Source organism: Moraxella sp. CTOTU46711 (assembly GCF_031975715.1).
GTDB lineage: Bacteria > Pseudomonadota > Gammaproteobacteria > Pseudomonadales > Moraxellaceae > Faucicola.
In genome coordinates, this window is record NZ_DALYMP010000004.1 from 88873 (window position 1) to 108850 (window position 19978).

The following is a 19978-nucleotide window of genomic DNA, read 5'->3' on the forward strand; positions in this document are numbered from 1 at the left end:
ATGGCGTGAGACCCTGAATATGAAACGATGTAACGCTATGTGTCATCAACTCGCTGTGACCAGCTTTGCTATAAGTGCTTGCTTACTTGTTAACTTACTTGCTAATACTGCCCAAGCGGCTACTAGGCTGCCAAAATCGCCTTGGCAATCGCATGCGTCACTCAAAAGTACCCAAGTTAGCCCAATTTACCAACAGCAATGGCGACAATCTGATTATAAATATTGCCCAATTTTAGCTATTGCTAATCATTCGTCAATGAACGTCAAGACTGCACAATCACGCGCTGCCAATTTTTCAGGTGGCTTTGCAGTGGCGTATGATTTGAAAAACTATAAAGGCAAGCCTTTACGCAGTGCTTACGGTATAGCCAACGCCGGTACGACGTCTAAGCGTGACTTGTATCAGGGCTGGGCATATCGTAAAAACTATGCTGATGGCAGTTATGTGACGCTTGGGCGAGAAGGCAATAACCCACAGGGTAAAATGCTGGCTTACCTCGTGCTTAACAATGACTGTTTTTATAACATCTGGAGTCAATTAAGTAGTGAGCATCTGCAAAAAATGATAGGTCAATTACGCTATGTCAATTGATGAGTCAAAAAGTAGCTATAAAAATTAGCTATAAGAAAGTAGCCATAAAAAAAGCAACGTTGCCGCGTTGCTTTTTTTGAATTTGTTTTTTTGAAAGTTGCTCGTTTTAAATTTTCTTGTTTCAAGCAAAGTTATGCAAAGAAATTTTCTAGCACCTTACGCTGACTGCTTTGCCAATGTGACCAGTCTTTGGCTGAGTCAGCCAGTGAGCCCCGCCAACCTTTGATATTGCCTTTCATGCTAGATAACCGATGTTGGCTGGTGGTATTGAGCAGTGTCGGCTCTTTTTGCAAACGCTCAAGCGCGACCAACGCGGCAGGGCGGTCATTACACAATAATCCCATGTCGCAACCTGCCGTTAAAGCAGCCGCAATACGGTCACCTGCATCACCTGCAACATGTGCCGCTTTCATCGACAGGTCATCGGAGAACAATACCCCATTAAACCCTAGTTTGCCACGAATAATTTGCTGCAGCCAAATCGATGAAAACCCTGCAGGTTTGTTATCAACTGTGCTAAAGACCACATGAGCGGGCATGAGCGCATCTAGTAGCGGCTTATTGCGAATAAATGGCTGCATATCGTATTGGCGAATCTCATCATAACTGCGCTCATCGGTGGCATCATCCACATGAGAATCCGGTGCAACTGAGCCATGACCGGGAAAATGCTTGCCCGTGGTTGCCATTCCGGCAAGCTTCATCCCACGCATGAATTCAGCAGATAAGGCAGTGATTGCAATCGGATGGGCGTGAAACGCGCGATCACCAATCACGCGGCTCTCCCCATTGATATCAAGTACAGGCGCAAAACTAAAATCAATCCCAACCGCTAAGACTTCGCTTGCCATCAAATAGCCTGCGCAATAAGCCAGATCAAGCGCAGTGATCGGGTCATGCTCAAACCTTTCACCAAGTTTACCCATCGCAGGTAGCGGCGAAAAACCCGCGCGCAAGCGAGCGACACGTCCACCTTCTTGGTCAACGGCAATTAGAATATTGGGTTTGATGGCACGCATACTATCGGTCAGTTCGCGTACTTGCTCAGGGCTTTCTACATTGCGCCCAAACAAAATCACGCCGCCAACTTCCGGTTGGCTTAGCAGTGCTTTATCTGCTAGGCTAAGCGCTGTGCCTTCAATATCGAGCATGAGTTGACCGACTGCTTGCATGCGGTAATCCTTCTGGGTATTGCTTGCCGCCAACTGTTAGATATAGTTGGCGGCAGAAAAATTTTGAAAAAACATAGCATACGCTTTTTTTGTTAAAAATGCGACTAGCTTACTGGCGATTATTATTAGCGATTATTACTGACGGTTGAGCCGTGACGGTGGCGGCAACAAACTGATATCACTCACCCGACAAGGATTGATATCAATCCCGCCGCGGCGTGTGTACCATGCGCGTACCATGAGCGTTTTTGGTGCAAAGGCTTGGGTTAAATCACTAAAAATCTGCTCAACGCATTGTTCATGAAAGCCATTATGCTGACGAAAGCTCAAAATATACTCAAGCAGTCCTGCTCGGTCAATCGGTTGGCTATCTATCTGAATCTCCAGTGTTCCCCAATCTGGTTGATTGGTGACAGGGCAGTTTGAACGCAGCAGATGCGAATGCAAGATTTGTAACTGGCTATCAGAGGCGCCTTGATGGGCAACGGTCAAGCTTGAAGGATCGACATCACTGACAATGGCGATTTTTTTATCGCTACTATCCAACGCGTTATCAATGCAGTCACCCTGTGGCGCGCTGATGGGTAGGCTATTTGCAATATTTACCTCAAAAATCTCAAGCGTCACATCGGTTTTTAGACAAGCGGATAAATCTTTTTCCACCGCTGCTTTAACAGCTTGTTGATTGTCAAATTCAGTGAAATTTAGGCTATTAAAATAAAGTTTGAGCGATTTTGATTCGACAATGTAGTCTGATGTGGCAGGGATGGCAAGGCGCGCCATTGCCACCTGTGATATACCGTGCGAGTTAAGCCAAGACATCTCAAAAACCTGCCACCAGTCCATGCCGATACTTAAGGCGTCAGCAGGCAGCGCTAGGTTTGCTCGTCCTAATGCGCGAGGGATGGGGTAAAGTATATCGGGGGCGTAGGTTTTTGGGTAGCTGGTGGATTGACCCAAAATACCGTGAGTTTCAAGTGGTTTCATATTTTTTTAATTTAACTAAGTTATCTAAGTTATAAACGAACGCGTGAGCCATCTGCTAAAAGATAATACGCAATACCATAAAATATCGCGGTAAAAATCCCAATCGCCACCAAAGATGACCATACATTGACATCTGAATGACCCAAAATACCATAGCGAAAAGCATTGACCATATAAACAATGGGGTTTAGTAGCGATATGTTTTGCCAAAATCCCGATAAATCTTTAAGTGAATAAAACACGCCGCCCAGATACGTCAAGGGTGTCAACACAAAACTGGGTACGATGGAAATATCATCAAACGAGCGCGCAAATACCGCATTAATCATACCGCCCAGTGAAAATAATGCCGATGTCATCACCACGGTAAAAATCGTGACAAACGCATGCACCAGTGATAACTGAGTAAAAAACAACGCAAGCATCGTCACAATCGCGCCAATGGTCAACCCCCGAAACAAACCGCCCGCGATAAAGCCTAGTAAAATGGTATGTTTAGAAATCGGACTGACCAGCATCTCTTCGATATTACCATGAAACTTGGTGGCAAAAAAACTCGATACCACATTGGAGTAGCTATTGGTAATCACCGACATCATAATCAAGCCAGGGACGATAAACTGCATGTAGGAGACACCGCCCATATCGCCAACCCGAGCGCCAATCATTTTACCAAAGATGATAAAATATAAACTCATAGTGATAGCAGGGGGCAACAGCGTCTGTGGCCAAATACGAAGAATTCGGCGGATTTCTTTGACTAACAAGGTGTTAAATGCAACCAACTGGTGCTGAAAATCCATGTTAATTCTCCAATTTTTCAGTCAAATTATTTTCAACAATCCCCAAAAACAACTCTTCAAGGCGATTGGCTTTGTTACGCATACTCGCTACCTGAATATTTTGAGCATTTAACTGGGCAAAGACATCATTTAAACTGTCGCCTTTTTTGAGCGTGACTTCAAGGGTCAACGGGTCTGGCTGCTTGGTTTTTACCACATTGGTTAAAGCAATGGGTGCGGAATAAGGTTGCGCCAAATCAAACACAAAGCTTTCCACATCAAGGCTGGTAAGCAAACTTTTCATATCGGTATTGATACGAATTTCACCCTGGTCAAGGATAGCAATATTTTTACACAGCTGCTCAGCTTCTTCTAGGTAATGGGTGGTTAAAATAATGGTCGTGCCTTCTTCCGTGTTAATTTGCTGCATAAAATCCCACATCGAGCGGCGCAGTTCAATATCGACCCCTGCAGTCGGCTCATCCAAAATCAGCAGTTTGGGACGGTGCATTAAAGCACGCGCAATCATCAAACGGCGTTTCATACCGCCAGAGAGCATACGCGCTTTGTCGTCGCGTTTTTCCCAAAGCCCCAATGCTTTAAGGAGTTTTTCGGCACGCGGGCGAGATTCCTTGGCAGGTATGCCAAAATAACCTGCTTGGGCAATCAAAATATCTTCGATTTTTTCAAACTGCATAAAGTTAAATTCTTGCGGCACTACGCCTAAGAATTGCTTGGCTTTGGCAGGCTGTTTAAGCAAATCTACCCCAAAAATTTCTACCGAGCCTGAGGTGGGTTTAAATAGCGAGCTGATAATACCAATGGTGGTGGATTTACCCGCACCATTGGGACCAAGTAGGGCAAAAAATCCACCTTGGGGTACGGTCAAATCAATGCCTTTGAGTGCTGCAAAACCATTTGGGTAGGTTTTGGTAAGCTGGGTGATTTTTAGAGCAGGGATGGTAGTGTCAAAGTTTGCCATAGCAATGCAGGTTCTGGTTAAAGGTGAGACCTTAATGGGGGTGGGTTAGACAGTTTAAAGATTTGAGTGAACTAAGTTTATAGCGGTTAAGCTAAATTATATCAATGATACAATTAAAAAAGCCTATCAGTTGATAGGCTTCATCTGGGCTAAAAATGATTATTTGGCTTGAGACACCATATAATCAACCGCGTTGGTCACTTCCACATCGAGCAAATCAGCGTTACCACCTTTGGCTGGCATGGCGTTAAAGCCCTGTAGCGCGTGTTGGTGAAGGGTAGCGGTACCTTTAGCGATACGGGGACCCCAAGCGCCTTTGTCACCAAATTTTGGTGCACCTAACAGACCTGCTGCGTGACAAGTATGGCAAACACCTTCATAAATCACTTTGCCTTCACGTGGTTTGTTTGGATCAGCGGCGCCTAATGCAGCGGCAATAGTGATATCACATTCTTTACCTTCAAAACAAACTTTACCTTGGGGGGCAATACGTGCGATTAGATTTGGGTATAATGCAACCAATTTTGCAACTTGAGGTGGATCTTCAGGTGCTTTTTCTGCTGCCTTTTTTGCAGGAGCGGCAGAGGATGCAGGTGCTGAAGCAGTTGCAGTACTTGAGGCAGTCGCGGTACTTGAAGCGCTAGCGGTAGCTGATGCCGCTGCGGGGGCACTGGCTTTATCCTCAGCTTGGCTGACAGCGATACCCGCAAGACTTAGCATAGTAACCGCTGATAACATCACTACTTTTTTCATTCGTCACGTTCTCTCAAACAGGTGAATTAAATTATCGTAATACTTTTAAAACGAGTAATCGAGCCATTAGATTGCTCGATTGTATCGGTTGATGCAATATTGATGCGATAAATGTTACACAGATTTATTTTCCATACTATTATAAGGGAAAATTATCTGAAAAAGCTATGCTTATTTGATATGTGCTATCAACTTTGCCGAGCAGTTTTTGGCAGTGATTTTGATGATTTGCTTATTGCACGAAAAGTTTGCTAAAATAGCCCACTGCTTTTTTTCAATACCAATAAGCGTTCGTAGCTCAACTGGATAGAGTACAGGTCTCCGAAGCCTGTGGCGTGGGTTCGAGTCCCGCCGAGCGCACCATTTCTTGATTTCATCCTTAATCTAAAAAATTAACTCTATTGATAAATTCACTATCATCTGCCCTTTAGTTTACCTCATTGTCATTGATTGTTTTATGCTTGATAAAAAGTTTGTTTAATCTATTAATTAACCAACAATTAGATTGAATAATAAAACGGTTTATCCCCATTAATAGTCGCACGGTGCATGACACGATGTACCGTATCGCCATAATCATGGGTCGCATAGTGCTGAGTGGCTCGATTATCCCAAAACGCAATGTCATCATTTTGCCAGTGCCATCTCACCGTAAACTCAGGTTTACTAATATGTTGGAATAAAAAGTTGAGTACCGCTTTACTTTCTGAGTCGGACAATTCATTTATCTTTGTGGTAAAGCCTTCATTGACAAAAATCAATTTTTTACCAGTGACAGGGTGAGTGCGAATGACAGGATGTACCACAGGTGGATTGTCAATTTGCGCTTGTTGCCACTGGGCGAAGCCCTCGGGGGTATTGCCAAATCGCTCTTGCGGGAAGGATTGAATAATATTATGCGTTGCCGTCAACCCTGCCAAAAAAGCGCGAAACGCAGGCGATAAATTATCATACGCGGCATAACTGCTTGACCACAGCGTATCACCGCCAAAGCTTGGGACTTGTTTGGCTGCCAAAATACTGCCAAGCGGTGGTGTTTCACTAAAAGTCACATCGGTATGCCAAATGGCATTGTCTCGCAAATCGGTTTTATGATTATCAAGTAGTACTATCTCTGGCTGGTTATCGGCTTGGGGGAAAATCGGGTGAATATGCAGTGAGCCAAATTGACGCGCAAAATCCGCTTGTTGTTTTGGGGTAATTGGCTGCTTACGAAAGAATAAGACTTGATGCGTCAATAAAGCTTGCTCAATTTCGTGTTGTTGAGTGTCTATCAAAGGTTGGCTAAAGTCGACACCTGTCACCACCGCGCCAATATTTGGGGTGATTTGTTCGATTGTTAACGTGGTCATGATGATCTCCAAATTGTTCAGTTATCAGTTGTTACAGCTGTTTTAATATTTGCTGTACCAAGGGGCAAGGTTGGCTTGTAATTTTCTTAATAAAATCTCTAAAATAAACGCAATCACCGCAATAATTATAATCCCTAGAATGACAATATCCGTTGATAAAAACTGCGCGGCTGACTGAATCATAAAGCCCAATCCTTTAGTTGCGGCGACCAATTCAGCTGCCACCAAAGTCGACCAACCTACACCCAGCCCAATACGAATCCCTGTTAGGATATGCGGTAAAGCCGATGGCAATGTCACATGCCAAAGTAATTGCGATGGGGTCGCACCGAGCGATAGCGCGGCAAATTGGCGGCTTTTATTAACGGTCAAAATACCCTGCAACGTTGAGATAATAATCGGGGCTAAAATCGATAAAAAGATAAGCGTGATTTTGGTCAGCTCACCAATCCCTAACCAAATCACCAATAATGGCAAATAAGCGAGCGGGGGAATTGGGCGATAAAACTCGAGTAACGGGTCAAAAATAGCCTGAACTGTGCGATTGGTTCCCATCCAAATAGCGATAGGCACACCCACAATTACTGCCAAAACCAAGGCAATAAATACCCGTCCTAGGCTAGCAAATGTATGCTGTATCAAGGTTGCCGACATATAGCCTTCAGTGGATACTTTGACAAACTGTTGCCACACACTGGTAGGGTTTGGTAAAAATAAACTTGGCACCAGTCCTGTCGCAGTCACCGCCCACCAAATTGCCAATGCAGTAACCACACTGATAAAGCCCCAAACTACCCCATGATGTTGGGACACAAAAGATGAGGCACGGGTAGGGCGTGTTGTCATGGTAGTCTCAATAACGGCTGCAGTTGGCGCTGACTGATGGTCGATTGGTTTATCAGCGGGGTGAGTTGCGGTATCAATCTTAGAAATTGTTTGGCTCGTCATGACCTAATTCCTGTTAAATTATTATGATGAATTGGCGCAGTTTTAGCTGGCTGTCAAATACGACCCGCCACAATTTGTTGAAATAACTGTTCTCGCCATTCAATAAACTCACGGTCTGATTTTATGGCGCGAGTGCTTTGTCCTTGGGCAAAGCGTTGGCTAAAAGTCGGCTGATAATGGTGCAGAATTTTTCCTTGACCCATCACCACCAAGTCGGTTGCCAAAAATAACGCCTCTTCAATATCATGCGAAATCAACAATATTTGTCGTTTGCTTTGTTGCCAAATATTGAGCAGTAGTTCTTGCATGGATTCGCGCATAAAAGCATCAAGGGCGGCAAACGGCTCATCTAGTAATAGCATTTTGGCTTTTGATGCTAGTACGCGGGCGATGCCCACACGTTGTTGCATCCCGCCTGATAATTCCCAAATCGATTTTTCGGCAGCATGTTCTAGTCCTACCCACTGCAAAATTTGCTCGGTTTGTTTGGCTTGCGTTTTGGCATCGACCCCTGCTAGTTTGCCGGCAAAACTGACGTTGTCAGCGACATTGAGCCAAGGGAATAACGCATGGTTTTGAAATACCACCGCTCTATCTACACTGGGTTTGGTGATGGCTTGACCGTCTAGGCTTAACGCGCCTTGGGTCACAGGAATAAAGCCTGCAATGGTGTTGAGCAAAGTGCTTTTACCGCAGCCTGATGCCCCAAGCACCACACAAAAACTTTGCGCTGCCAATGATAAATTCACCTTATTAAGTGCCAAGGTGGGGTGGCTATTGGACTGGGTAGTTGGATACTGTACGCTTAAATTTTCAATCACTAATCCGCTCATGCTATCTCATTCCTTATTAAGCCTTGCTACTATTTGCTATCCAAATATTGATTGGTGACAAAATCTGAATAATCGGCTAATACGGTATCCACCTTACCTTGTGATTTAAGAAATTCAGCCGTTTTGCGGATGTTGTCAGCAAAGGGTTTTTGTAGCAAAGTCTGTTGTTCACTGACGGGTAGATAACGATTGCCTGCCAGTAGGGTGCTGATATCGCTCGGTGTTGAACCTGTAATTTGCGCAATTTTTTGCACGTTGCTAGCATTACCAATAAAGGCTTTAGGGTCTTGGCTATATTTACCGGTGGCATCGGTGCTGATTTTGACGAACTGTTTTAAAAAGTCAGGATTTTTTTGGGCAAAATCTTTACGCGCCACCCATAAGTCATAGGTCGGACTACCCCAGCTAGCCACTTCTTTTGAAGTCGTTAACACATGCCCAGTGGCTTTGACTTTACTTAAAACAGGCTCCCAAACATAGGTGGCATCAATATCTCCTCGCTCCCAAGCCGCATTGATTTCCGGTGGACGAAGGTTAATAATGGTGACTTTATTTGGGTCAATGTTCCAATGCTTCAGCGCGGCAAGTAAGCTGTAATGGGTGGTAGAAACATAGGGTACGGCAATTTTTTTACCGATTAAATCTTGCGGTGTTTTGATATTACTAGCATTTCTCACGACCAAGCTTTCTGCTTCACCGATTTCACTGGTGACCAAAAAAACTTGAAGCGGTACACCTTTGGTGGCAGCGGCTGCCAATGGACTTGAGCCAATATTGCCAATATCAATACTGCCGGCACTAATGGCAGCAACGACGTCTGCACCGGTATCAAATTTTCGCCAATTGATATCACGCTGTGTGGTTTGTTCATAGGTTTTGTCGGCTTGAGCAAGTTTGGCTGGGTCAACCCCCGTTTGATAAGCAATGGTAACGGCTTGCTTGCTATCCGCGGTTGATGTGTTGCCCGTTGCAGACGCGCTGTTGGGCGTTGCTTGGTTTTGCGACTGTGTTGGTGACTGCGAATTTGATTGAGAATAAACATAGCCCGCGCCAATCGCCACAATGCCTGCAGTCAATCCTGCCGCGAATAATTTATTTTGCTTAGTCATTTTTACCCCTTAATTCATCATAGATATTCTGTATGTGAATTATTATGTAAAAACCTTTATATTCTGTAAAATAATATTAATAATATTATATTTTCTAAAATGGAATAATACTATACGTTTGCCAATAATCTCCCTATAACTAAGCTAACCAGAAATAAGCTGACCATTCGTATGTAAAATTCGCTACAATATTGCCTTTGATAGTTAATACACTAAAAATCGGGCAATACCATGACAACCAATCTCTCTCAACTGTCACCCACTGCTGTTTGGCAATGGTTTGATCAAATTTGTGCTATTCCACATCCTACATTTCATGAACACGCATTGGGTGATTTTATTGTTCAAGCAGTACAAACCCGCGGACAGCCATACGGGTTAACGGTCAAAAAAGATGAAAAAGGTAATATTTTTATCTATAAGCCAGCAAGCGTACAGCTTGATAGCAAGATGGCAAACCATCCTGCGGTGGCTATCCAAGCGCATTTTGATATGGTGGCACAAAAAGGGGAAACCACCAACCATGATTTCATCACTGACCCTATCAAACCTGTGATTAAAGATGATTGGGTCTGGGCAAGCGATACGACGCTTGGGGCAGATAATGGTATTGGGCTTGCTATGGCATTGGCGGTGGCGTTTAGTGATGATATTGTCCATCCACCGCTTGAGTTGATTTTGACTTGTGAAGAAGAAATCGGCATGGGCGGCGTCCAAGCCATTCACCCAGAGTGGCTGACCGCACCTGCAATGATTAACCTTGACTCAGAAGATGAAGGTGAACTGTTTATTGGTTGTGCTGGCGGGCGTGATGCCACATTCCAGTTAACTTCATCACTCATTACCGTAACCGAGGATGTCACGCCGATGGTGATTAAGGTGAGCGGTTTACAAGGTGGGCACTCTGGCATTGATATTCATAAAGGCTTAGCCAATGCTAACTTATTACTCGCGCGCGTGCTAGCAAGCCTGTTTGGCTCATCGCCTTTTTATTTACAACACTGGACAGGTGGGGTACTGCGAAATGTGATTACGCGCGAAGCCTCTGCGGCGGTGTTGGGTGATTTTGACCGTATCAGCCAGTTGCTTCCCACTATCTTGCAAACGCTACAAGCTGAATATAAAATCACGGAACCCAACCTCACCGTTACTGTTGAAAAACTAGTAGCCACGGACGCGCTGTCACCGGCATCTACCAACCTGTCCGCCCTTAGTATAGCCGACAGTCAGCGTGTGCTTAATTTGCTGCGTAGCCTACCCAATGGCGTGATGCGGATGAGTGATAGTTTTGCCGGCGTGGTAGATACATCAATTAGCACGGGCGTGGTTAAGCTTGGCCAAACTCACGACAATAATCAAACCGCCACCCTTGAGATACGTTGTCTGATGCGATCTTTGGGTGAAACCCCAAAAGATGACATCGCCCAGCGGCTACAAGCTTTAGCAGATTTGGCAGGGGCAGCGCTAGAGTTAAGCGATGATTATCCGGGCTGGCAACCTGACCCAGATTCTAAGCTATTGGCAGTGGCAAAATCTGTGATGGCGAGTCATTTTGCAGGCGAACCAAAGTTACAGGTGATTCATGCCGGTCTTGAATGCGGCATATTTAAAGGTAAAGCGCCAAACATGGACATGATTTCTTTTGGTCCAAATATCCGTGCGGCACACTCACCCAAAGAGCGCGTAGAAATCGCCAGCGTGGCAAAAACTTGGCAGGTATTATTAGACTTATTAAAAGTTTTATAATTGCTAATGATTGCTCATGCTGCTATCCCAGTCGCGAAAAAATGTCGTCGCTAAGGTTTTAAATCTATGGTGTTAAGCCTATTTTCTTACACCGCGATACATAAAAAACCCTTGAAAATATTGATTTTCAAGGGTTTAGTTTATAAGCATGTTAGATTTTAATGCCTATTATCCCGTTGTTTTGGTACTGCTCAATACGCGTCTTGCTAGTATCACGATAGCCAATACAAATGCCAATAATCCTAGCCATTGGGCAATGTTATCCCAATTGGCAAGTTTAAGCGACAGCGGTGCATCTGAGCCGCCCGTCGTGACTGACGCGGCAATAATAAACGCCATAATAACACCAATCAAGCTTTCGCCCACAATTAACCCTGCGGCAAATAACGTACCTTTGCGCTCTGCAAGCTTTAAGTTGCGCTCACGTTGCGCCGCCGCACTGTTTTTGGTGATACGGTTTTTGATCCACCATGCCAACACCGAGCCTATAAAAATCGGCATATTAATGGTAGGTGGCAAATAAATACCCATACCCACTGCCAAAACTGGCAAGCTGTATTTACCCGCTGAAGTTTTGCGTAATAAGGTATCAGCGACAATCAGTACCGCACCAATCAACACACCGATAAGGATAAAGTCCCAGTTCAAATTATGCGCAAAAATCCCTTTAGCAATCGTAGTCATCAAGGTTGCTTGCGGTGCGCCCAAGGCTTGCGAGGCATCCATATCAGGGCGAGGTAATGCCCCAGTAAAGCCGTAAGCTTTGTACAGTAGTTCTAAAATAGGGGATATTACCAATGCACCTACCACGACACCAATCATTAAGGCAACTTGCTGACGCCAAGGTGTGGCTTTTACCAAGTAACCCGTTTTTAAGTCTTGCAAATTGTCATTTGAAATTGTCGCCACACATAATACCGCCGAACCACAGAACAACGCCAACGCGGTAACAAATTTGCCATCGCCCGTGGTTAACAATTGCGGATAGGCATTGCCAACGAGCAATAAAATGAGCGAAATCACCACAATCGAGATAATACCAATACCTGAAATTGGGCTAGACGACGATCCAACCAAACCCGCCATATAACCACACGCTGCCGCTACCAAGAAACCAATGATAAAGGTGACCGCGGTACAAACCAATACCAATAACCATGCCAGACCCGCTGGCAAGCTTGCATCCGCCACAAACTGATAGAAACTAATCGCCAATAACAACGTCATTACCACCGTCCAACCGATCATAACCTTGGGCGATAAATCCTGCTCCATACGACTGAGGTTTGATGAGTTGCCACCTTTGAGCGCCTGCATGGAAATTTTTAATCCCTCAATCATTGGCTTCATGAGCGTCAGTAGCGTCCAAATCGCGGCAACACCAATGGTACCTGCACCAATAAAACGGACATTTTCCTTCCAGATTTTCATGGCAAATGCCGACATTTCCATGTCACTGGGCTGAGGCGTCATGCTCGTCAATATCGGCACCGCTGCACCCCAAGCAATAATGATACCCAGCAAAATAGCAATACCGCCCGCTACGCCAACCAAGTAGCCCGCCCCAAGTAGCGCCAAGGAAAACCCCATGGGTAATTGGGTAATCGCCGACCCTGCTTTAAACCAGTAGCCTGCCGAGTCTGCCAATACCCTAAGTCCACCGGTCAAAAACGCTACGATGCCTGATAACGCGCCACCAATCACAATATCCTTGGCACCTGTTGAGGCATCTGACTGAGCGGGGGTATCATCTGATATGTCCTGTTCGCCTGCCCGCAAAATTTCAGCAGCGGCAACGCCTTCAGGGTAGGGCAAATCACTGTTTACCACCATCGCATAGCGAAGTGGAATAGTAAAAATCACCCCCAAGATACCGCCAGCGATACATAAAATAGTGGTTTGCCAAAACGGAAACCCTGTCCAATAACCGAGCATTAATAACGCTGGCAACACAAAGATAATGGACGATAAAGTACCTGCCGCCGAAGCTTGGGTTTGTACAATATTATTCTCAAGAATATTGCTATCTTTGGCAAATTTTAAAACTGCCATTGATATCACCGCCGCCGGAATGGACGAGGCAAACGTTAACCCGACTTTAAGTCCAAGATATACATTGGACGCGGTAAAGATGACAGTGATTAATGCCCCAAGAATAATGCCCCTTAGCGTCAATTCTTTGTGATTGGCATACATATCACCGATAGGCTGAACTTGCATGGGCAAATCTCCATGTAAAAGCAAAAGTTGATGGTGAGTAAAAAAAATTTTATCGATTATACTGCGTTTTATGGCTAACACAATAATTTTTATCTAGCACCCTCACCCTCGAAACATAGATAAATTGTGAAGTTAAAAAAACGAATGTCACTGTGAGATGGCATTCGTTTTTTTTGCAAAAATTTTTTAGAGCATGGGTGGTTTATAAGTCAATGTCGTACCTAAGAGCCATAATAGAATCAATACCACAGGTATATGAAAAATTAGCTGCGTTACTGTAAAACCCATCACATCTTTGGGTTTGATTTTTAAAATACCTAACATGGGTAACATAAAAAAAGGGTTAATTAAGTTCGGTAGTGCTTCTGCGGCATTATAGACTTGTACCGCCCATCCTAGATGGACTTTTAAATCATTGGCAGCTTGCAACACATAAGGCGCTTCAATAATCCATTTGCCACCGCCTGAAGGAATAAAAAAGCCTAAAATTGCAGAATAAATTCCCATTACCACTGAAAAGGTTTCTTTTGACGCGATTGATACAAAGAATTCTGCAATATAGTGAGATAGCGACAAATCAGCACCATTTAATGCTTTGGTCATGATGAAAGCAATACTACCGTACAGGGGAAATTGAATTAATACACCGGAAATAGCAGGAACTGCTTTTGATACAGCTTCTAAAAAATTCCGTGGCGTGCCATGCAATGCCAGTCCAATCATCAAAAAAATAAAATTGTAAGTATTGAGACTTGAAATAGCGATAATCGGATTACTTTTGGTAAATTCATTAATCATCCAAACCGCACCTAGTAGCACTACTAGCACGGTTAAAATTGGTGAGTTTTCTAACCAGTCACCAGGGCGCTTACTTTTAACTTCTTTAACCTCATCATCAAAGGTAATGCCAAAATCATCTACGGTCTTAATGTTGTCACCTTTCGGCGCCGACCAAAACGCGATAGCAATGGATAGCACAATCAAAATCCCTGCCATCAACATTGATTGAGGTAAAAAAATAGTTTCGGTAAAAGGAATCACCCCTGATAAATTGATAATCGAGTCAGGGATACTCTTTTTATTGGCTTGTAGCTGAGCGGCAGAAGAACTGATACCCAATGCCCATGTAGCCCCCATACCAACGACTGCAGCCGCAGCGGCTGCACGGTAATCCATACGCAGCTCTTTACGCTTGGCTAAGGCAATAACCAGTAGCGCAGTTAGTACGGTACTCATTGCCCAGTTGATAAGCGATACCAATAGACTGATAATTGCGACCAAAACAATGGCCCCCGTACCACTTTTAGGCAGACGGGCTAGCATCTCAATGAATTTTTGCACCGGTTTGGAGACCGACACCACAAAGCCGACCACAATTAGCATACACATCTGCAGCGTAAAGGGAATCAAGCTCCAAAATCCGTCACCAAACGCTAATGCGACTTGTTGAGCAGGCGCACCAATTGCCATCGCAGCAATCGCCACGATGATAACACCGAGTGCAGCAAAAACATAAGAATCTGGAAACCATTTTTCTGCCCAATCGCTGACGCGAATGGCAAAACGTTGTAGCATATTTTGAGAAGTTTGCATAAAACATCCTTGTGATAGATTCTTGCTAGAATCCATTGTCCTAATTAAGCGCTTAATCCTATATTTGACTGGCTTTACTATTGTCTATTCCATTATTAAAGCCACGCAACATTTTTTTATAGATTGTTTTTAGAAATTGTTTCTATAATGTTGCAAGATTTTGTTAGCTTACAAACTAAAAAGATTAAGGTCAAGCTAGTAAAAGTTTATTTAATAGATAAATAAGTCTGGGCAAAATCTAAAGATTTGGAAACGTCAATTGAAAAATAGGTTAAGGGAAATATCAAAAAAGTGAAATTGTAATAGGGGTGATGTTGCAACTTGATAAAGTTCAGTAAAAATGTCATTGCTTACGCAAAATTTTACTTTATTATGTGTCTATTTATTGGCTTAGCATAATCAATGAAGGTTTGTGCTAACTGCGTTGTGATGGAAGTTGAATGATTTTAAACCCCAGTAATACCCCGTTTTCAATTTGGTTGGCAGAAGGGCAGTCAAGCCAGCGTGAGATGCTACTTGCCATGCAAGCCATGAAATGCCAATATAACTTACCCATGACCATCGTGGCATCCCATCGACAGCCACGACCAGAAATCTTAAACTGTGCTGATATAGCGTACCAAGAGCCATCCGAGCCAAGTGAACGGGTGGGGTTTGTACTTGCACAGGCCAAAAAGCACAATAGCAAAGTGATATTGACAGGGCGCAATAGCCAAGATTACGAAGCCAGACGTCAAGACTTCAAAGCAGCCGGTATTCGGTTATTGACAGGCGCAACTGACACAGCCACGCTTGAATTAATGGATGATAAAGCCGCTTTTACAGCCTTTTGCCAACAACATGACATCCCTGTGGCAAGTGGCTGGCAGTTCGATAATGCAGATGAGTTAATGGCACTGCTCGCGTTGCATGGTGGGCAGCCGTTATGTGTAAAACCCGTTAAAGGCATATTTGCGCAAGGTTTTTGGCGACTCGATACGGCAGCGGTCGATGAATGGGATAGTTTTGAACATTTATACTTTACTGATGCTAAAAAAATTCATCTTGCACAATTTTTACACGCCTATAACCATAGCCAAATGGTAACTGACAAACCCATTGCCATGCTGCTGATGCCATATTTAGCAGGCAAAGAATATTCGATTGATGTGGTATGTGAGACAGGGGAAGTGTTAGCCGCAGTGACGCGCTATAAAGACGGCAGTGAACAGCATGTGGGCTATGATGAGGGAGTGATGGAACTTGTCAAGCGCCTAGTGGCAGCCCTAAAAGCCGATGGTATTGTGAGCATCCAAACCAAGGCTGATGAAAATGGGACGCACAAGGTACTGGAAATCAATAGCCGCGCGTCAGGTGGGATTGGTTACACCGATCATGCCTTTGACAACGGTACGATGAATCTAACCCAATTAGCTTTTGCCTATTGGTCAGGCTGTATTGCTAAACCGCATCTGCCAACGGTACGTGATACCATCACCCCTTGCATCGTGCGGCCGCTGATGACCAGTGTCAAAATCGGTTAACGGATAAAAATAACAGGATAATAGACGCCATGACCGAGCAAAAAACCATTTCGCTATCGCGTGGCGAGCTTACTTTACGCTATCAAACCACCGCGGATTATCAACTCGATGATTTGTTGGGGTTTGCTGAGCGTATCAATCCCAAGCGCGCGTTTTTGTTTGTATCCAAAGTATTGGGGCGACATATTCCGGTATCCCCCGATAAGATGCGACAAGCCTTTACCCAGTTGGCAACTCTTATACCCGATGATTTGCCCGAGCCAATTGTGGTAATTGGTATGGCGGAGACCGCTGTTGGACTGTCTGCAGGGGTGCATCAAGTGCTGCAGGCGCGTTATCCGCAAGCTATTTTGCTCAACTCGACGCGGCATGCACAGGCAGCAGAGCTGCTTGCCACGTTTAGCGAAGATCATAGTCATGCCAGTGTGCATTTGATTTACCAAAGTGATGACAGCGCGCTACAAGCGAACGTTGAAAACGCCAAAACCTTGATTATGGTTGATGACGAAGCCTCCACAGGTAATACCTGCCAAAATGTGGTCAACGCCCTGCGTCAAGCAGGAATGAGTAAGCTTGAGCAAGTGCATTTGGCGACGTTAGTTGATTGGTCACTGGGCAAAAAACTTAGTAAGAAACTGGGCAAAACGGATAATAATATTTTTAATGACATCGCCTTTTTTCGCCACCATTTGCTGGCAGGAGATTGGACGTGGATAGATAGGGTGAATGCGCCCGCAGTTACCATGCCAAATGTGTCAACCACAAAGGCGGGCAGTCAGCCACTGCTGCCTACCGGCAATTGGGGTAGACAACCGACACGCGATAGTACATCGGGATTGGATTTTTTGCTGCAAGGTTTGCATCATACGCTGAGCCAAAGACAATTGACCCTAGCGTCATTCGCCCATCAAAAAATCTTGGTACTGGGCAGTAATGAGTTTGTTTGGTTGCCATTGCTGCTTGCCGAACGCCTGGCGCAGCATCAAGCGGATGTCAAATTTTCTGCCTTGACGCGGTCACCCATCGCTATCCATGCTGATAGCGCCGTGACTAGCGTTATCAAGTTCTTTGATCATTATGGCTTGGGCATGACCAATTTTGTTTACAACGTGACGCCTGAGGCGTGGGATTGGGTGCTGTTGTGCGTGGAAACCCCCCAAGATAGCGTGGACGAGATTTGGCGGCGCTTTGATAATGTCATGGTAATTTCACCAAGACCCGAAATCTGACATTCTAAACCTGACAACCGAAGTGCGATATCTGCAGTCCGACAACCAAAACCCAATCAACCACAAAATCGATAAAAGTTAAGTTTGATAAAAGTGAGTGTGAATGACCGATTTTTTTAAACCCGAAGCCCGTTTTTTTGAATCAAAAGTCGCGCTAGTCAAGCCTTATGCTTTGATGGATTTGGATGATACCTTGTTTCAAACCCAGCGAAAAATTGCAGCTTGGCAATTGCCAATGGATGGGTTGGTGGCGGCGACAGTCAACAAGCAGAATGCGCCATTGAGCTTTTTGACGCCAAAGCAGCGCCATTTTTTTAATTGGTTATCCCAATCAACTGAGCTCATCCCCGTCACCGCAAGAGATACCACTGAGATTATGCGCGTCAAACTGCCGTTTGATAGTTGGCAAGTTTTGACCCATGGTGCGGTAATTGTAGCGCCATCGGGGCAGCTTTGTGCGCGTTGGCAGCGGCTAATGGCAGGGCAATTGGTGACGCTACAACCCAAACTAAGCCAGCTTATGGCGCGATTGGCAGGGTTTGAAGCACTACGCATAACCCCACATTATGAACATTTTATAGTAGACAATAACGCGACGGATTTGATGGTATATGTCGCCATCAAACATCGGCATAAAGACCACGATGCTTTGCTGCAGTTTGCGGCACAGCTGCCGAGTGTGCTCAATGAGGCGGCTGATTTGGGCGATGAGTTTTATATCCATGTCAATGCCAATAACTTGGCAATCTTGCCGCACGTCGTCAACAAGCATCACGCGATGCGTTTTTTGCTCGATTATCATTTGGAGAAAAACCGCCCTTGTTTTGGTTTTGGTGATAGCTTGGCGGATTTGCCGTTTTTACAATTATTGGACTGGTATGGCACGCCCAATCGAGGGCAACTGCATGATGCTATCAGTCAAGGGTGTTTATAATCATGATGACTCAGGCTAATTTTTCGGGTAGTTATTTACCCGCTGAGGTTACGTTGCTGCTCGATATCGTCAGTGCTGATAGCGTCAATGATATCAGCCCAATGCAAAAAGAAGCGTTAATCCAATCAGGTCAGCGCCATTATTCAGATATGCTCACGCTTGAAAAACCGCCCAGCGCCACGCATGAAGCCTTGTACAATCAAGCATTGATGGCAGGCAAATACCGCATGGCAAATGATGTCACAAGCCTTGCCTTTAGCTTACATCAGCTATTTCATGATGGCGTGAGTGCCTCGCAGCCGCTGATATTGGTCAGTCTCGTGCGGGCAGGATTGCCGATTGGGGTATTACTACAACAAGCGCTTAGTGATGCATCTGCCAGTTATGCATTAGCCAGTCAGCATTACGGGGTGAGTATCATCCGTGACCGCGGGCTTGACCCTGTTGCCTTGCAGTATATTTTGCAGCAGCATCCCCATAGTCCGATTGTGTTTGTCGATGGTTGGACGGGTAAAGGGGCTATCTATGGTGAGTTGCAACGAAGTTTAGCCCAAATCACTGATAAGCGGCAACAAGCGCAACTGTTTCACCAAGGTGACGGGGTGATTCCACTGGTGACATTGGCAGATCCTGCCGGGGTGGCTTGGTTATCGGCAAGTGATGATGATTGGCTGATGCCCGCAAGTTTGCTCAATAGCACTGTCTCTGGGCTGATATCCCGTACCCTGTATCGTGAGCCTAGTGATGGACTGCACCAAGCAGTGTATTATGACAAGCTACAGCCTTGGGATCGCAGTGGTGAGTTTATCCAAACCATTGATGCGCTGCGGCAGCAAACGCCCTTACCAACGCCGCTAACGGGCAAGTTATTGCCGACTTTTGCCACCCAGTCTGTGATAGATGATTTAGCGGCGCGCTTTGCCATCAGCAATCGCAACCGTATCAAACCCACCATTGCCGAGGCGACCCGCGCGATATTACGGCGCGACCCTGAGTGTGTATTGGTCAATGAGATGGCAGACGGACAAGATACGGCGTTACTGCGTCATCTTTGTGAGGAAAAAAATATTCAATTAATTGAAGATGCCAGTATTGCACCTTACCAAGCTGTCACCATTATTAAGAACAGAAGCCAAAATTAAGGACAAAAGCCAATGATAACCGCGCCTTTGCGCTCATCGATCTTGTTAACCGCCCATTTATCCTAATCGCTCTTTTACGCA

The 19978-nt window shown here is 44.9% G+C and carries 17 protein-coding genes and 1 tRNA gene; 7 read left to right on the top strand and 11 right to left on the bottom strand.

The genetic code is table 11. From position 1 onward, the window contains the following. The first annotated feature begins 37 nt into the window (after positions 1-37). Positions 38-592, top strand: a complete 555-nt coding sequence (locus RTJ53_RS07390; RefSeq protein WP_312276471.1) for a hypothetical protein — start codon at positions 38-40, stop codon at positions 590-592. Positions 593-723: 131 nt separating this feature from the next. Here RTJ53_RS07390 and nagZ read toward each other — a convergent pair whose 3' ends face one another. From nagZ to RTJ53_RS07415, 5 genes are all read right to left on the bottom strand, one after another. Beyond that, on the bottom strand, positions 724-1764 hold the full coding sequence (gene nagZ / locus RTJ53_RS07395; protein ID WP_312276472.1) for a beta-N-acetylhexosaminidase: 1041 nt from the start codon (positions 1762-1764) through the stop codon (positions 724-726). A gap of 135 nt (positions 1765-1899) precedes the next feature. After that, positions 1900-2751, bottom strand: coding sequence for an NADPH-dependent 7-cyano-7-deazaguanine reductase QueF (gene queF, locus RTJ53_RS07400; RefSeq protein ID WP_312276473.1), 852 nt, complete (start codon positions 2749-2751; stop codon positions 1900-1902). Between the two features lie 29 nt (positions 2752-2780). Then, positions 2781-3554 (bottom strand): ABC transporter permease, encoded by a 774-nt coding sequence (locus tag RTJ53_RS07405; RefSeq protein ID WP_050324015.1) that lies wholly within the window; start codon positions 3552-3554, stop codon positions 2781-2783. Position 3555: 1 nt separating this feature from the next. After that, entirely contained in the window at positions 3556-4515 is a 960-nt protein-coding gene (locus tag RTJ53_RS07410) for an ABC transporter ATP-binding protein (protein ID WP_312276474.1), read from the bottom strand. A 159-nt stretch (positions 4516-4674) separates the two neighbouring features. Continuing rightward, entirely contained in the window at positions 4675-5268 is a 594-nt protein-coding gene (locus RTJ53_RS07415; RefSeq protein ID WP_159769166.1) for a c-type cytochrome, read from the bottom strand. Positions 5269-5555: 287 nt separating this feature from the next. Here RTJ53_RS07415 and RTJ53_RS07420 point away from each other — a divergent pair. After that, positions 5556-5631, top strand: a tRNA-Arg gene (locus RTJ53_RS07420). 137 nt (positions 5632-5768) lie between these two features. Here the strand turns inward: RTJ53_RS07420 and tauD are convergent. The 4 genes from tauD to tauA form a co-directional block, all read right to left on the bottom strand. Then, complete coding sequence (tauD, locus tag RTJ53_RS07425) at positions 5769-6632, bottom strand: taurine dioxygenase (RefSeq protein ID WP_312276475.1); 864 nt, start codon at positions 6630-6632, stop codon at positions 5769-5771. A gap of 30 nt (positions 6633-6662) precedes the next feature. After that, positions 6663-7466 (bottom strand): ABC transporter permease subunit, encoded by an 804-nt coding sequence (locus RTJ53_RS07430; RefSeq protein ID WP_409418151.1) that lies wholly within the window; start codon positions 7464-7466, stop codon positions 6663-6665. Positions 7467-7621: 155 nt separating this feature from the next. Continuing rightward, entirely contained in the window at positions 7622-8401 is a 780-nt protein-coding gene (locus tag RTJ53_RS07435; protein ID WP_312276477.1) for a taurine ABC transporter ATP-binding protein, read from the bottom strand. 29 nt (positions 8402-8430) lie between these two features. Beyond that, positions 8431-9510, bottom strand: coding sequence for a taurine ABC transporter substrate-binding protein (gene tauA / locus RTJ53_RS07440; protein WP_409418149.1), 1080 nt, complete (start codon positions 9508-9510; stop codon positions 8431-8433). Positions 9511-9741: 231 nt separating this feature from the next. Between tauA and RTJ53_RS07445 the strand changes: the two genes are divergently transcribed. Further along, complete coding sequence (locus RTJ53_RS07445) at positions 9742-11256, top strand: aminoacyl-histidine dipeptidase (protein ID WP_312276478.1); 1515 nt, start codon at positions 9742-9744, stop codon at positions 11254-11256. 168 nt (positions 11257-11424) lie between these two features. On the opposite strand, the gene RTJ53_RS07450 is transcribed toward RTJ53_RS07445, so the two are convergent. Beyond that, on the bottom strand, positions 11425-13476 hold the full coding sequence (locus RTJ53_RS07450) for an OPT family oligopeptide transporter (protein WP_312276479.1): 2052 nt from the start codon (positions 13474-13476) through the stop codon (positions 11425-11427). A gap of 186 nt (positions 13477-13662) precedes the next feature. Next, positions 13663-15069 carry a short-chain fatty acid transporter gene (locus tag RTJ53_RS07455; protein WP_312276480.1) on the bottom strand — a complete coding sequence of 469 codons (1407 nt, stop codon included), beginning with the start codon at positions 15067-15069 and terminating at the stop codon, positions 13663-13665. A 440-nt stretch (positions 15070-15509) separates the two neighbouring features. On the opposite strand from RTJ53_RS07455, the gene RTJ53_RS07460 reads away from it, so the two are divergent. From RTJ53_RS07460 to RTJ53_RS07475, 4 genes are all read left to right on the top strand, one after another. Further along, positions 15510-16592, top strand: a complete 1083-nt coding sequence (locus RTJ53_RS07460; RefSeq protein ID WP_312276481.1) for an ATP-grasp domain-containing protein — start codon at positions 15510-15512, stop codon at positions 16590-16592. Positions 16593-16621: 29 nt separating this feature from the next. After that, entirely contained in the window at positions 16622-17821 is a 1200-nt protein-coding gene (locus RTJ53_RS07465; protein WP_312276482.1) for a phosphoribosyltransferase domain-containing protein, read from the top strand. Positions 17822-17924: 103 nt separating this feature from the next. After that, entirely contained in the window at positions 17925-18755 is an 831-nt protein-coding gene (locus tag RTJ53_RS07470) for an HAD family hydrolase (RefSeq protein WP_312276483.1), read from the top strand. A gap of 2 nt (positions 18756-18757) precedes the next feature. Next, positions 18758-19897: a cysteine protease StiP domain-containing protein gene (locus RTJ53_RS07475; RefSeq protein ID WP_312276484.1), complete on the top strand. Its 1140-nt coding sequence runs from the start codon at positions 18758-18760 to the stop codon at positions 19895-19897. The last annotated feature ends 81 nt before the right edge of the window (positions 19898-19978 follow it).